Consider the following 15,327-nt stretch of genomic DNA (forward strand, 5'->3'; position numbering starts at 1 on the left):
GAATAAACTCCATTACAAGAGAAAAACTGACTGCTAGCTTGAATAAAGCTATCAGACCAGTTGGCCGCACATTGATACGCCGGTTTCCGGGCATGATTATCTGCCATCAGTCTAAGGTGGCTGTGGGGTGAATAAAATGGGGCCGCCTAAAATAAGCCAGAATCGTGAATTGGATCAACCAATCAACGTTTCTATTTTGACAGCAGGTTGCTAAAGAGTAAGGTTAAAGGTGAATGATATCTATCTTAATGTGGTATAACAAGATGGGCTTGAGATGACGCTCTCCCTTACCACAAAGACAAAACCTCAGTTTTACAAGGATAATTCTATGGAACAAACATGGCGTTGGTACGGGCCAAACGATCCCGTATCACTGGATGACGTGCGCCAGGCGGGAGCAACTGGCGTGGTAACGGCGCTGCACCATATCCCTAACGGCGAAGTGTGGCCGGTGGCGGAGATCAAAGCGCGTCAGGCTTTGTTGGCAGAAAAAGGGCTGGTGTGGTCGGTGGTGGAAAGCATCCCGGTGCATGAGGAGATCAAAACCCACAGCGGCAACTATCAGCAGCATATCGCCAACTATCAGCAATCACTGCGCAACTTGGCGGCCTGCGGTATTGATACCGTATGCTACAACTTTATGCCGATCCTCGACTGGACGCGTACCGATCTGGAATATTTATTGCCAGACGGTTCAAAAGCGTTGCGTTTTGACCAAATCGCTTTTGCCGCTTTTGATCTGCATATTTTGCAGCGAGCGGGAGCAGAAGCCGACTACAGCGCTGAAGAACAAAGTGAGGCGCAGGCGTATTTCAGCGCGATGAGCGCTGCGGACATTGCCAAGCTGACGGGGAATATCATTGCCGGGCTGCCGGGGGCTGAAGAGGGTTACACGCTCGATCAGTTTCGCGCTCGGCTGGCAGAATATGATCGTATCGACAAGGCTCAACTGCGTGAAAATATGGCGGTCTTTTTGCGGGCGATAGTACCGGTGGCGGAGGAGGTGGGGGTACGCCTTGCGGTGCACCCGGATGATCCACCGCGCCCGATTCTCGGCCTGCCGCGTATTGTTTCCACCATTGAAGATATGCAATGGTTGAAGGAAACTGTTGATAGTATCTATAACGGTTTTACCATGTGTACCGGTTCATACGGCGTGCGGGCGGACAACGATCTGGTGCGGATGATTGAAACCTTCGGCGATCGCATTCACTTTACCCATTTGCGGGCGACCTGCCGTGAGCAGAACCCGAAAACCTTCCATGAAGGGGCGCATCTGCAAGGGGATGTGGATATGGTCTCGGTGATAGAGGCCATTTTGGCTGAAGAACAGCGCCGTGTGCGGAGGGGCGATCGTCGGCCAATCCCGATGCGGCCAGATCATGGCCACCAGATGCTGGATGATCTGAAAAAGAAAACTAACCCAGGCTATTCAGCCATTGGCCGCCTGAAAGGCCTGGCGGAAATCCGGGGTGTAGAACTGGCGTTGAAACGGCGGTTTTTCCCAGAGCTTATCTGAGGTTTTGCAGACAGGGCGCATTTGCGCCCTGAATCACCATCAGTCGGCGCGGCCCATGTAACGGCGCTCCGCAATATGAATGCGGATTTTGTCGCCCGTGCTCAGGTATTCTGGCACCAGAATCGTCAACCCCGTTGCCATAGTGGCTGGTTTGTTACGCGCACTGGCGGAAGCGCCTTTGATGCCCGGTGCGGTTTCGACAATTTCCATATCCACGGTTTGCGGCAATTCCAGCGCTAACACCTGGCTTTCCAGCGTTAATACCTGCATACCCGGCAGGCCACCTTCAGGCATGAACAGCAGTTCATCTTCGATTTGCTCTTTCTTGAAGGTATAGGGCGTGTAATCTTCATCATCCATGAACACATATTCTTCGCCGTCGATATAGGAGAAGTTCACCTTACGATGCGACAGCGTCACGGTATCCAGAATATCATCACCCTTAAAACGCTCTTCTACCTTCAACCCGGTACGCACGTCCGAGAAACGCATTTTGTAGAGGGTGTTGGCCCCGCGGGCAGTTGGGCTTTGGACATCAATGTCCTTCACCAGCAGCAGTTTGCCGTTGTAGTTGATTGCCATGCCACGTTTGATTTCGTTAGCTCTTGCCATTGGAATAACCTATCGATAAGGAGTTTTGAGATGTTGCGACACGTTACTCGTACCGCGCTTTCCAGGCAAGCGTCACGCGCAAAAAGAGTAATAAGCAGGGAACGGCGGCGTTGCTCACCCCAAACAGGCGCATACCTTAGCCATTGAACGCGATATTGGGTTTGAAGCGGATTCTGCTGGCAGCCAGCATGATGTACTGCTATTGTCCGGTGTCAATTCCGCCAGCACGCCAGGAGAATGACTGATGAACTGCCGTTCCGACTGTGGTGCTTGCTGTATTGCCCCTTCTATTTCCAGCCCGATCCCCGGCATGCCTAATGGCAAACCGGCGAATACCCGCTGTATTCACCTGGATCAGCAATGGCGCTGTGGCCTTTTTCATTCACCGCTGCGGCCCCGCGTCTGCGCCAGCCTGCAAGCCAGCCATGAAATGTGCCACGATCATCGCGATGAAGCGTTAATCTATCTGGCGAAGTTAGAAGCTGATACCGCCCCTTAGGCCGTAGCACCCATGGTTCGGGTGTCTTTGAGCCACCACATGCACAACACCGCCCCTATCACCATCACCAAAGCGGCATAAAATACCGCATGATAATTCCAGATCTCAGCAACGGAACCGGCGATTGAGCCGGCAATAATCCAGCCAACGCGGGTGGTATTGGTAAAAAGCGTGGTGGCGGCCCCTGCCTGCCCAGGCATCAAATCCTGAAAATAGAGCATACCGATGCCCGCCAAGACGCCAATAAATAACGCGTTCAGCAATTGCAGAGCGATCAACTGCCACGTCCCGGTGATAAAGAGCAACCCAGCGTAGAAAAACACCCCGGCGATCGCTGCGCAACGCATCAGGAAACGTTTACCGAAGCGTTTGGCGGCCAGACCCGCGAGCAGCATGGTCGGGATCTCTAACCCGGCGGCGGTTCCCATCAGTATTCCCGCCAGTTTTTCCGGCAAACGCAGCTCTTGCACCATATACAGCGGCATATTGATCAGATACATGCCGTTGGCCGTCCACATCAGGGTACAGGCGGCAAACAGCAGTAATGCAGCACGGCGATTCTGGCGTGGCGCTTCCAGCGTTGCCCCGGTGGCGGAAGGGGTTTTAGGCATGGAGGGCAGCATTTTCCATACCAGCATCCCACAGATAATGAAGGTTGCCGCCGCAGCCAGATACATCACTTTGAACCCAAAACCCAGCGCCAAAGCAAAAGCAATTGGGGGGCCGATCACCCAGGCGAGAGACACCTGTGCGCGCAGGATGGAACTGAACATCACCGCTTCACGCCCTGTGTGTTCGGCATGCTCACGTGCCAACGCAAACATCTGTGGGTTAGCCGTTGAGCCGAAACTGCTCAACAACACCCCGACAAACAGCAGCAGATAATAGTTACGGTTCCAAGCGAACAACGCGCAGGCCAAAGCACCTAACATGCAGCAGAGAAAAATCAGTGACTTGCGATCGCCTTTTCGGTCTGAACGGCGGGCAAGGAACTGGCTGACCAAAATGCCGATAACCGCGCTACCGGTAAAGAATAAACCGACCATGCTAGGGCGGACATTCACTTCGGTGGAGAGAAACAGGCTCAACGTAGGGGTCTGCAAAGCGCCGGCAATCCCGGTGAGAAAAGCCACGACAAGAAATGCCAAAGAGGTGAAGTCGGGCAGGCGTCGCGTTACCGCGGTTGAAGAGCGCATCATGGTGAGTAAATAGCCAGCTAAGAAAGAAGTCGCGCGCATAATACGCTTGTTTAAAAAAAACAAAAACCGGTTTCAATCAATATTAGGGTAAAACGGTTTTTCTGGGTGGCGGCAGGGCAAGGCTGGGGTGAATAATCTCAGTCAGCAGGCAGATAAGCTTTACCTTGCTGCCATAAGGCGACGGCCATGCGGCTGGCTTCAAAATGGGGTTCCGGCAAGCTATCAGGTGCGCACCAACGCCATGCGGCACATTTTTCCGGCTCTTTTAGCTCAGCTTCGCCCCCGGGATGCTGAACCCACATACAAACCGACACCGTATGTTTACCTTCGGCCTGCCAGGTCTGCAAATTATTGCTGATACCAATAAATTCTGGCGAGGCGATTTGTAACCCGGTTTCTTCCGCCACTTCACGCTGGGCGCACTGTTCGAAGGTTTCACCTGCATCTAGATAGCCGCCGGGAATTGACCAGAAAGGGGCATGCTTACCACAGCGTTTGCCGACGAGAATGTGGCCCTGTGTGTTAACGATGATAACGCCAATACCGGTTGCGACCGCCATGGTTTTCCCCTTCAGCTCTGTTTCAGCACAGTATGCCATTTCCTCTGTCCGATAGCTTTTTTAGCGGAAAAATGTGCGTTAGATCAAATAAAATTCATGCTGAAATCCAGAAAACTTGCTTTCAGCAGGATCCGCTTCCACACTGATTGAAACGTTTCAGCGTTGTCGGGCTAAGTGATTCAGTTTCGATAACGCCCCTTTTTCTCAATACAGCTGAAACGATTCAATTCAGCAGGAGAGGAGAGCCATGTTCCAGTTGTCACAACAAGATATTCATCTGGGTGCCGCAGCCAGCGGTAAACAGGAAGCCATTCGGCAGGTTGCCGCCGCGTTGGCTAACGCCGGGTGCGTCAGCCCGGCCTATGTGGACGGTATGCTACAGCGTGAATTGCAAACATCGACTTATCTGGGTAATGGGATCGCCATTCCGCATGGGACGACCGATACCCGCGATTTGGTACTGAATACCGGCGTGCAGGTGTTCCAGTTTCCACAAGGGATTGAATGGGGCGACGGCCAGATTGCCTATGTGGTGATCGGTATTGCAGCGCGTTCTGACGAACATCTGGCGCTGTTGCGGCAACTGACGCATGTGCTCAGTGATGACAGCGTTGCAGAACAACTGGGACAGACCACGTCAGCAGAAGAGTTGCGTAGCTTGCTGATGGGGGAAAAGCAAACGAGTGAATTCCAGTTTGATGCTTCATTAATTGCTTTGGAGGTGGTTGCGGATTCCTTGATCACGCTGCAAGCGTTAAATGCCGGTCGTTTGCAAAAAATCGGGGCGGTTGATGCTCGCTTTGTTAGCGATGTGATCACGCGTAAACCACTGAATTTGGGGCAGGGTATCTGGTTGAGCGACAGTGCTGAAGGTAACCTCGCCAGTGCTGCGGTCATCAGCCGGCCTGCTCAGGCTTTTGATGAAGAAGGTGAACCAGTGGCTTTATTGCTCACCGTGGCGGTGGCCGATCAACAACCGCTGACGGTGCTGAACCACCTCAGTGATTTGCTGCTGGCCAATCAAGCTGAACGGTTGCTGAACGCGGACGCAGTTGCTGTGTTAGCCCTGTTAACCGGTGAGGCAGTGTCAGAAAACGCGGTACTGAGTGCAGAGTATATCGTTCGCAACGAACATGGTTTGCATGCCCGCCCAGGAACTGCATTGGTTAACGTTATCAAACAATTCTCCAGCGAGATTACCGTCACCAACCTGGATGGCAGCGGTAAACCCGCTAATGGCCGCAGCTTAATGAAGGTGGTGGCATTGGGGGTGAAGAAAGGCCATCGCCTGCGTTTTACCGCCAGCGGCGATGATGCGGAAATGGCGTTGAAAGCCATTGGTGAGGCAATTAGTAAGGGTCTGGGCGAGGGTGCAGCATGAGCAGACGAGTGGCAACCATTACCCTTAACCCGGCCTACGATCTGGTGGGTTTTTGCCCAGAGATCGAACGGGGTGAGGTGAACCTGGTAAGAACGGCCGGGCTGCACGCAGCCGGTAAAGGAATCAACGTTGCCAAGGTACTGAAAGACTTAGGTATCGATGTGACGGTGGGAGGATTTCTGGGGAAAGACAACCAGGATGGTTTTCAACAGCTATTCAGCGATCTGGGCATTGCCAACCGATTCCAAGTGGTGGCGGGGCGTACCCGCATCAACGTGAAGCTGACGGAAAAAGACGGTGAAGTCACTGATTTCAACTTCTCTGGTTTTGACGTCACGCCGCAGGATTGGGAACGTTTCGTGAACGATTCTCTAAGCTGGCTGGGCCAGTTCGATATGGTGGCGGTCAGCGGCAGCTTGCCTGCGGGCGTGCCGCCAGACGCTTTTACCGAATGGATGATCCGCCTGCGTGCGCAGTGCCCGTGCATCATTTTTGACAGCAGTCGCGAAGCGCTGGTTGCGGGCTTGAAAGCGGCGCCTTGGCTGGTGAAACCGAACCGCCGCGAATTGGAAATCTGGGCCGGTCGCCCGTTACCAAGGTTGGACGATGTGGTGGAAGCGGCTCATACGCTGCGCGATCAGGGCATCGCTCATGTGGTGATTTCACTGGGAGCTGAAGGGGCGCTGTGGGTGAATGCTTCCGGTGCCTGGATCGCTAAACCCCCGGCTTGTGAAGTGATCAGCACGGTGGGGGCGGGTGACTCAATGGTCGGTGGCCTGATCTATGGGCTGCTGATGCGTGAATCCAGTGAACATACTTTGCGTTTAGCGACCGCCGTGGCGGCTTTGGCGGTGAGCCAGAGCAATGTCGGTGTGACCGAGCGCCCGCAGTTGGCCGCGATGATGGCGCGTGTTGACCTGAAACCTTTTAACGGATAACAGGAGGCAGAATGAAAACGCTGCTGATGATAGACAGTTCGCTGGGGCAGGCCCGTGGCCATCTGGCGAAACGCATGCTTGAGGCCGCTGCGGCCAAAAACGGCCTGGTGCTGGTGGATGTGCCGAACGACGCTGAACTGGTGGTTGTGGCGGGGCAATCCGCACCTGATGAGGCAAAACTGAACGGCAAACGGGTTTATTTCGGTGATGTAGAACACGCGGTGCGTGAACCCGATGCTTTCCTGGCACAGGCCAAAGCCGAAGCCAAGCTTTACCAGGCAGTAAAAACCGCTGGCCCGACGCGCATTGTCGCGATAACCGCCTGCCCGACCGGCGTCGCGCATACCTTTATGGCGGCTGAAGCCATTGAGAGTGAGGCTAAAAAACGGGGTTGGTGGGTGAAGGTAGAAACCCGTGGTTCGGTAGGCGCGGGGAACGCGATTACGCCAGAAGAAGTGGCGGCGGCCGATTTGGTGATTGTGGCGGCGGATATTGAGGTAGAGCTGGAAAAGTTTGCTGGCAAGCCGATGTATCGTACTTCTACCGGGCTGGCTTTGAAGAAAACGGCACAAGAACTGGATAAAGCGCTGCTGGAGGCCGAAATTTTCCGGCCTGCGAAAAGCGGCGGTGCGCCAACCGCGGGCAAGAAGAAAGAGGCGGCCGGGCCGTACCGCCATTTGTTGACCGGTGTGTCCTACATGCTGCCAATGGTGGTGGCCGGTGGGCTGTGTATTGCGTTGTCGTTTGTATTTGGTATTGAGGCGTTTAAAGAAAAAGGCACTCTGGCTGCGGCATTGATGCAGATTGGTGGTGGTTCTGCCTTTGCGCTGATGGTGCCGATTCTGGCCGGTTATATTGCGTTTTCTATTGCCGATCGTCCTGGCCTGACACCGGGTCTGATCGGGGGCATGCTGGCGGTGAGCACCGGGGCCGGATTCCTGGGGGGGATTATTGCCGGTTTCCTGGCGGGTTATGTGGCTAAAACCATCAGCAGCAGGCTGCATCTGCCGCAGAGCATGGAAGCGCTGAAACCGATTCTGATCATTCCGTTGCTGGCGAGCCTGATTACCGGTCTGGTGATGATTTACGTGGTCGGCGCGCCGGTGGCCAAAATCATGGCAGGCTTGACGCATTGGTTGCAAGCAATGGGTACGGCGAACGCGGTTCTGCTGGGGGCGATTCTCGGCGCAATGATGTGTACCGATATGGGCGGCCCGGTGAACAAAGCGGCTTATACTTTTGGCGTCGCGCTGTTGAGTTCCTTTGTGTATGCGCCGATGGCAGCGGTTATGGCGGCCGGGATGGTGCCACCGCTGGCGATGGGGCTGGCCACGATTCTGGCGCGTAACAAGTTTGAGCAATCCGAACGTGAAGGGGGGAAAGCGGCGATGGTGCTTGGCTTATGCTTTATTACCGAAGGGGCAATCCCGTTTGCCGCCCGTGATCCGATCCGCGTTCTGCCGTGCTGTATCGCCGGTGGTGCTCTGACGGGGGCATTGTCGATGGCTTTTGGCGCAAAACTGATGGCCCCACACGGTGGTTTATTCGTGCTGTTTATCCCAGGTGCCATCTCTCCAGTATTCCTGTATTTGCTGGCGATTATCGCCGGGACACTGCTGGCTGGTGTGGGATACGCGATACTCAAACGCAGTGACACCGTGGCGGGCAATGTGGTTTGACAGGGAGTGGATAATGAAAAACCGGCGCCCAGGCGCCGGTTTTTGCATTTATAGAGAAGGAGCTGTCTGGAAACTCACTGTTGCGCTTTCAGCCAGGCAATTTCTTCAGCCCAGATATCCGGGTTCACCGTTTCCAGAATCAGCGGGATGTTATCAAAGCGGGCATCGCGCATGATATAGCTGAACACCGTCTTGCCGATATTGCCTTCACCCAGGCTATGGTGGCGGTCAACGCGGCTGTTGAATTCACTTTTGGCATCGTTAAGATGCATACCGCGCAGGTAATTGAAACCGACAACATTCCCCAGTTCTTTGAAGGTTTGTTCGCAATTCTCCTCGGTGCGTAAATCATAACCGGCGGCGAAGGCGTGACAGGTATCAATACAGACACCGACACGGCTTTTGTCTTCCACGCCATTGATGATCGCCGCCAAATGCTCGAATTTAAACCCTAGATTGCTGCCCTGACCGGCCGTGTTCTCGATTACCGCAGTCACCCCTTGAGTTTTATCCAATACAATGTTGATGGATTCAGCGATCCGCGCCAGGCATTGGTCTTCATCTATTTGCAACAGATGGCTGCCTGGATGGAAGTTCAGCAACGTCAGGCCCAATTGTTCGCAACGTTGCATCTCATCAAGGAAGGCGTCGCGGGATTTCTCCAATGCATCTGTTACCGGGTGCCCAAGGTTAATCAGATAGCTGTCATGTGGCAGGATCTGACCGGGGCCGAAGCCGTATTGCTCGCAGGCATTTTTAAACTTATCAATGACATCGGTAGGCAGCGGTGCCGCTTTCCATTGACGTTGATTTTTGGTGAACAGGGCGAATGCGGTCGCCTCTAATTCGTGTGCGCGAATAACCGCCTGATCCACGCCGCCTGAAGCGCTGACATGTGCACCGACAAACTTCATTTTTATTCTCCTGTGTTAACGCCATCATTATGGCATCGATATCCACAGGATTGAATGGCAGGGTGAAAGAGGTGAAGTTACACCAGATGCTGAACCAGTTGGTTGATTGCACCACCCCCAATAATCAGCCAGATAAACAGCAACGCAGCCAACAGGATCGGCTTCACCCCGGCCTGACGTATGGCGCTGAGATGGGTGGTCAGACCCAGCGCTGCCATGGCCATCGCCAGCATCCAGGTGTCGGCGGTAATCACATGTCGTACCAGGGTAGCAGGGAGCAGATTGAACGAATTCAGCCCGGCAACTCCAATAAACAGCACGGCAAACCAGGGGATAGTAATGGCTGATTTTTCGCTGGCGTTACCGGTAGCACCACGGCTGATATAGCGAGATAACAGTAGCAGAAAAGGGGCCAGCATCATGACGCGGATCATTTTGGCGATAACAGCGGCATTTTCGGCATCTGGGCCAATCGCATGACCTGCTGCGACCACCTGAGCCACTTCATGCACCGTGGAACCGACATAAATACCGAAGGTTGCCTGGGAAAACGGCATCCATTGGGCCTGTTCATTCAGGTGATACAACCACGGATAAGCGAAGATGGCCAATGTACCGAATACCACGACGGTGGAAACCGCCACTGCCACGTTGTTGGAATCAGCCTTCAGAACCGGTTCGGTGGCCATTACCGCTGCGGCTCCGCAAATGCTGCTGCCTGCACCGATCAGCATAGTGGTTTGGTTATTGAGGCCGAAAACTTTTTTACCCAACCAGCAGGCTAATAGAAAGGTGCTGATTAGGGTGAGGGCGTCAATGATAATGCCGCTGGCCCCGATATCGGCAATCTGCTGAAAGGTCAAACGAAAGCCGTAAAGAATGATCCCCAAGCGCAGTAGGCGTTGCTTGGCAAGCTGAACACCTTGATGACAATGGGAGTGCAACCAGGGGTAAAACGTATTGCCAGCAACGATGCCGAATAGAATCGCCAAAGTCAGTGCGCCGAATCCCAGCCCGGCAACCGAAGGGATGCTGCTTGCCCATATTGCCAGGGCAGTGAGCATACCGGTCAGCAATAAGCCGGGTATCAGCGGTAACAATCCAAAGCGCGGAAAGTGCTGCTCGGGGTAGCTGTGGTGGGCATGGCTCGTCATGCATCAATCCTCTTCTTAATTCTTGGTGGCAAGAATAAAAGCTCATGGCTTAAAAAAGAAATTGATTATATATTTATAACCTATCTAAATAAGTGGTTAATTAGCGAGATACTCTCTGTGGGCACCAGGCCGAATTTTGTAAACGTGATAATCTTAATAACATGATGGCCAGTGTCAGTGCCATACATCCTTAATTTTTATCTTTAATTTCAAAGGCCTTGTTTGACGTCGAACGGTGCTTGACGCCCGGCTAGCCCCTTTTCATACCGAGATCGCTATGCATATCACCTTGCGTCAACTGGAAGTTTTCACCGAAGTGTTGAAAAGTGGTTCAACAACACAGGCTTCGGTGGTATTGGCGTTGTCACAATCTGCGGTCAGCGCAGCGCTGGCTGATTTGGAAGGGCAACTACGCGTGTTGCTGTTTGATCGGGTCGGTAAACGGTTAGTGATCAATGAGCATGGGCGGTTGTTGTACCCTAAAGCCTTGGCGTTGCTGGAGCAGGCTGGGGAAATAGGGCAGTTGTTTTTGCACGACAGCGGTGCGCTGCGCATCGCCGCCAGCAGCACCATCGGTAACTATATGCTACCTGCGATGATTGCTGGCTATCGTAAGGATTTTCCTGATACGCCACTGGAGCTGAATGTGGGGAACAGCCAGGATGTGATTGGTGCCGTAGCGGATTTTCGGGTTGATCTTGGTTTGATCGAAGGGCCATGTCACATGCCCGAATTGGTGACTCAGCCCTGGTTGGATGATGAACTGGTGGTGTTTGCTGCACCGGATAATCCGTTAGCCCGGCAGCCAATGACGATGGCGACTTTGGCAAGCGCGCCGTGGATTTTGCGTGAGCGCGGTTCCGGTACGCGGGAAGTGCTGGATCACCTGCTGTTGGCGCATCTGCCGAATTTTCAACTGGTGATGGAATTGGGGAATTCTGAAGCGATCAAGCATGCGGTACGCCATGGTATCGGGATTAGTTGCCTATCGCGGCGCGTCATTGAGGAACAACTGCGCAGTGGTGTGTTGGTTGAGCTGAAAATCCCCTTGCCACCGTTGGTACGGACGTTGTATCTGATCCATCACCGTCAGAAACATCTCTCTAACGCCCTGCAACGCTTTTTAAGCTATTGCGATTTACCGGTGCAGGCTTAAAGCCTGCATTGCGGGCAGCTTAACCCATTGCTAATAATTGTTGTTGGATTATGAAGCTATCTTATATCAGAGCAATGTCACTAGTGTGCTGAGAGGTATTTGTTACAATTCGCCCTCATTTTTGACGGGCAAACAGTAGGGTACGAATGGCTCAGCAAGATATAAAAACATTGGGGCAGCAAGCACCCGGATTGCGCCGTGAACTAAAAGCGCGGCATTTAACCATGATCGCCATCGGCGGTTCTATTGGTACAGGTTTGTTTGTCGCTTCTGGCGCGACGGTTTCCCAGGCTGGCCCCGGCGGTGCACTGCTTTCTTACGCCTTGATCGGTTTGATGGTTTACTTCCTGATGACCAGCCTGGGTGAATTGGCTGCGTTTATGCCGGTTTCTGGTTCGTTCTCAACCTACGGTGCCAAATATGTTGAAGAAGGCTTCGGTTTCGCGTTGGGGTGGAATTATTGGTACAACTGGGCGGTGACCATCGCGGTTGATCTGGTGGCTGCACAGTTGGTGATGAATTACTGGTTTCCTGAAACGCCGGGCTGGATCTGGAGCGCATTGTTCCTGGGTTTGATGTTCATGTTGAACTACATCTCGGTAAAAGGCTTTGGTGAAGCGGAATACTGGTTCTCTCTGATTAAAGTCAGCACGGTGATTATTTTTATCGGCCTCGGTGTTCTGATGATTTTCGGTATCCTACAGGGCGGCGAGAATGCGGGTTGGCAAAACTGGACCATCGGTGATGCGCCATTTGCCGGTGGATTCTCTGCCATGATTGGTGTGGCGATGATCGTCGGCTTCTCTTTCCAGGGAACTGAACTGATCGGTATCGCGGCCGGTGAGTCTGAAAACCCCGGTAAGAATATCCCACGTGCGGTGCGTCAGGTGTTTTGGCGTATCCTGTTGTTCTACATCTTCGCCATCCTGATTATCAGCCTGATCATTCCTTATACCGATCCAAACCTGCTGCGTAACGATGTTAAAGACATCAGCGTCAGCCCGTTTACCTTGGTATTCCAGCATGCTGGCCTGCTGTCTGCGGCGGCGGTAATGAATGCGGTGATCCTCACCGCCGTGTTGTCTGCCGGTAACTCAGGTATGTATGCCTCAACGCGTATGCTGTTTACGCTGGCTTCGGAAGGAAAGGCCCCACGTATTTTCGCCAAACTGTCAAAAGGCGGCGTGCCGCGTAACGCACTGTATGCCACCACCGTGGTCGCGGCGTTGTGCTTCCTCAGTTCAATGTTCGGTAATCAATCGGTTTATTTGTGGTTGTTGAACACCTCCGGGATGACCGGTTTTATCGCTTGGTTGGGGATTGCCATCAGTCACTATCGTTTCCGCCGGGGCTATATGCTGCAAGGGCATGATCTGGGTGATTTGCCATACCGTTCCGGCTTTTTCCCGCTGGGGCCGATTTTTGCTTTTGTGCTGTGTCTGATCATCACATTGGGCCAGAACTATCAGGCATTCCTGGAAGACAATATTGACTGGTATGGCGTGACGGCAACTTACATCGGCATTCCGTTGTTTTTGGCTATCTGGTTCGGATATAAGCTGACGCGCGGCACCCGTGTAGTGAAGTACAGTGAAATGGAATTCCCGAAGTGGGATTCGAAGTAACTTCTTAATCTCCAACGCGGCGATAGAGCGCCGCGTTTATTTCCCGCTTTATTCACCTTAGAAGTTATAAGTCATACCCACGGTATAACGGCGGCCGTCCAGTACGGTGTTGTAATGAGTGTAATCAACGATTTTGTCGAAAATGTTGTATACCCCACCAGTGACCGTCAGGTGTTTGTTGGCCTGATAGCTCAACCCCGCATCAACGAAGGTATAAGACGGTGTGCCTGCGGCCATTGAGGTGCGGCTCAGATATTCCGAGGTTTTGCTGCGGAAGTTGAGGCGTGACCACAAGCTGACGTCCTGCATCGCTTTCCAATCCAGAGTGGTATTGAACATGTGCTTCGGCAGTTGGTTCAGCGGCTTACCTTTCTGCGCGCCACTTTTCTGTTCTGACTGGGTAAAGGTGTAGTTGGCGGTCAGTTCCCAGTTTTTGCTGATATCCCAATCCAGGGTGGTTTCTACACCGCGCATATTGGCTTCATCTACGTTGATACGATCGCTGATAAAGTAATAAGGAGTATTACCGATAAAGCATTCTGGTGAACCGTTACCGCTGTCGCAACGGCGAACCTCGGTGATTTTGTCTTTGAAGTCGGTATTGAACAGGGTGACACCGGCATTGAGCCCTTGCTGATCGTCCCACAGCAGGCCGATTTCCTGGCTCAGGCTCTTTTCCGGCTTCAGGTCGGGGTTGCCAATGATGATTGAGGTTCGGCCACCACCGGTGATTTGCCCCCAGTTAGCGGAAGACTGGCGCAGATCGGGTGAGCGATAACCGGCAGATATCCCTCCTTTTAGCGTCCATTGTTCCGCCAAGTGCCAAACACCATACATGCGTGGCGTCCAGTGATTACCATAATTCTGATCCTGATCCATGCGGACGCCGGTAGTCAGGGCAAAATCATGGGTTATTGACCACTCATCTTCGGCGAACAGTGCCCAACTCCAGCGTGTCAGGTTATTCAGGCCGTCAGCGGCAGCAAGTTGATTCCCTTCATCATGCAGATCTTCATAGCGATATTGCCCACCCAGATTAAGCAGATGATCGCTGAAATCAAACTGCGTCTGCGTATTGAAGATGGTGTTGTTCAGCTTCATTTTGCGGCCAGGGTTGTTGGTTTCCTCGCGCTGAATATAGCTGTTGGTATTACCGAAATCGTAATAGCCGTTGTGGGTGATCGAATAATGAGTTCGCTCGTAGCGGCTGTTGCTGGCACTGTTCGAGGTGCATCTGCCATTGCGGCAGTTTTCTACCGCCATCGACATGCCCGGCGTGCTATTGCGATCTTGCAGTGAACGGCCAATCTCAACGTCAACGTTGTTTTTTTCATCGGGAGTCAGGTTGAACACTGCCGTACCACTGCTTACCTGTTGTTCATTATAACCGCTGATAATCCGATCTTCGGCCCGGTGGGAAAGCAGGCCATTAAGCCGGAGCCCCAGCAAGCCTTCGATCAGTGGGCCAGCCGCATAAGCATTGGTCTGGAAAATATCGCCGGAATCACGGTGTTCCTGAAAGGTGGCGTCGCCGTGCAGAGAGCCTTTCCATGCCTGAGTGGTTGATGTTTTGCGCGTAATGATGTTGATCACTCCACCCATGGCGTCTGAACCGTAAAGGGAGGACATCGGCCCACGCACCACTTCAATGCGATCAATAGCTTGCAGTGGTGGTAACCAACCCTGTTCGATACCCGAGTTGTCACTGTTAGGGCGGGTGCCACGGGTATCCACGCGTTTGCCATCGACCAAAATCAGCGTGTATTTGGAGGACATGCCGCGGATACTGATATCACTGTGGCTGGCGCCACCGGTAATCACCACGCCAGGAACGTCTTTTAGCGCATCGGTGACATCACGATAGGCTTTGTTTTCAAGCTGTTGGCGAGAGATCACGGAAATGGATGCTGGGGAATCCTGAATTCTTTGCTGAAAACCGGAGGCGGTGACTACCATGGTGTCTGCCAGCACGAGGTGGCTGGTAAGTGCGGTGATAATGAGTGTGGTTAATTGGTGATGAGTTGGTTTTTTCATAAGATCAAGATTCCCGAAACGATGTTGACAGGCTTTAGCTATTAACTGTTTGATATA

At 53.0% G+C, this 15,327-nt stretch carries 13 protein-coding genes; 7 read left to right on the plus strand and 6 right to left on the minus strand.

All coding sequences use genetic code 11. The features are described 5' to 3' along the window. Positions 1-328 precede the first annotated feature (328 nt). On the plus strand, positions 329-1,519 hold the full coding sequence (gene uxuA, locus Z042_RS12740) for a mannonate dehydratase (protein WP_024911353.1): 1,191 nt from the start codon (positions 329-331) through the stop codon (positions 1,517-1,519). 39 nt (positions 1,520-1,558) lie between these two features. Here the strand turns inward: uxuA and yeiP are convergent, their stop codons facing one another. Next, complete coding sequence (yeiP, locus tag Z042_RS12745) at positions 1,559-2,131, minus strand: elongation factor P-like protein YeiP (protein WP_024911352.1); 573 nt, start codon at positions 2,129-2,131, stop codon at positions 1,559-1,561. A 244-nt stretch (positions 2,132-2,375) separates the two neighbouring features. On the opposite strand from yeiP, the gene Z042_RS12750 reads away from it, so the two are divergent. Next, a complete protein-coding gene (locus tag Z042_RS12750) occupies positions 2,376-2,630 on the plus strand; it encodes a YkgJ family cysteine cluster protein (protein WP_024911351.1) in 255 nt (84 codons plus the stop codon). On the opposite strand, the gene Z042_RS12755 is transcribed toward Z042_RS12750, so the two are convergent. Both Z042_RS12755 and Z042_RS12760 read right to left on the minus strand, forming a co-directional pair. Continuing rightward, on the minus strand, positions 2,627-3,829 hold the full coding sequence (locus Z042_RS12755; RefSeq protein ID WP_037406116.1) for a sugar efflux transporter: 1,203 nt from the start codon (positions 3,827-3,829) through the stop codon (positions 2,627-2,629). The two genes, Z042_RS12750 and Z042_RS12755, sit on opposite strands and share 4 nt — an antisense overlap. 137 nt (positions 3,830-3,966) lie before the next feature. Next, a complete protein-coding gene (locus tag Z042_RS12760; RefSeq protein WP_024911349.1) occupies positions 3,967-4,389 on the minus strand; it encodes a nucleotide triphosphate diphosphatase NUDT15 in 423 nt (140 codons plus the stop codon). A gap of 247 nt (positions 4,390-4,636) precedes the next feature. Here Z042_RS12760 and fruB point away from each other — a divergent pair, with 247 nt between their 5' ends. From fruB to fruA, 3 genes are read left to right on the plus strand one after another with little or no spacing between them, the layout of a single operon-like run. Then, positions 4,637-5,770, plus strand: a complete 1,134-nt coding sequence (gene fruB, locus Z042_RS12765) for a fused PTS fructose transporter subunit IIA/HPr protein (protein ID WP_024911348.1) — start codon at positions 4,637-4,639, stop codon at positions 5,768-5,770. Further along, positions 5,767-6,708: a 1-phosphofructokinase gene (gene fruK / locus Z042_RS12770; protein WP_024911347.1), complete on the plus strand. Its 942-nt coding sequence runs from the start codon at positions 5,767-5,769 to the stop codon at positions 6,706-6,708. The genes fruB and fruK overlap by 4 nt, the downstream gene beginning before the upstream one ends. Positions 6,709-6,719: 11 nt before the next feature. Further along, positions 6,720-8,387, plus strand: a complete 1,668-nt coding sequence (fruA, locus tag Z042_RS12775; RefSeq protein WP_024911346.1) for a PTS fructose transporter subunit IIBC — start codon at positions 6,720-6,722, stop codon at positions 8,385-8,387. A 74-nt stretch (positions 8,388-8,461) separates the two neighbouring features. Here the strand turns inward: fruA and nfo are convergent, their stop codons facing one another. Together nfo and Z042_RS12785 are read right to left on the minus strand one after the other, a co-directional pair. Further along, positions 8,462-9,301: a deoxyribonuclease IV gene (gene nfo / locus Z042_RS12780; RefSeq protein ID WP_024911345.1), complete on the minus strand. Its 840-nt coding sequence runs from the start codon at positions 9,299-9,301 to the stop codon at positions 8,462-8,464. A gap of 77 nt (positions 9,302-9,378) precedes the next feature. Beyond that, on the minus strand, positions 9,379-10,365 hold the full coding sequence (locus Z042_RS12785) for a YeiH family putative sulfate export transporter (RefSeq protein WP_236849261.1): 987 nt from the start codon (positions 10,363-10,365) through the stop codon (positions 9,379-9,381). A gap of 367 nt (positions 10,366-10,732) precedes the next feature. On the opposite strand from Z042_RS12785, the gene yieE reads away from it, so the two are divergent. Further along, positions 10,733-11,611: a DNA-binding transcriptional regulator YeiE gene (gene yieE / locus Z042_RS12790; RefSeq protein WP_024911343.1), complete on the plus strand. Its 879-nt coding sequence runs from the start codon at positions 10,733-10,735 to the stop codon at positions 11,609-11,611. 146 nt (positions 11,612-11,757) lie between these two features. Then, positions 11,758-13,236: an amino acid permease gene (locus Z042_RS12795; protein WP_024911342.1), complete on the plus strand. Its 1,479-nt coding sequence runs from the start codon at positions 11,758-11,760 to the stop codon at positions 13,234-13,236. Positions 13,237-13,293: 57 nt separating this feature from the next. Here Z042_RS12795 and Z042_RS12800 read toward each other — a convergent pair whose 3' ends face one another. Then, on the minus strand, positions 13,294-15,270 hold the full coding sequence (locus Z042_RS12800; RefSeq protein ID WP_024911341.1) for a ligand-gated channel protein: 1,977 nt from the start codon (positions 15,268-15,270) through the stop codon (positions 13,294-13,296). Between the last annotated feature and the right edge of the window lie 57 nt (positions 15,271-15,327).

The sequence above is a fragment of the Chania multitudinisentens RB-25 genome, from assembly GCF_000520015.2.
Taxonomy (GTDB): Bacteria; Pseudomonadota; Gammaproteobacteria; order Enterobacterales; family Enterobacteriaceae; genus Chania; species Chania multitudinisentens.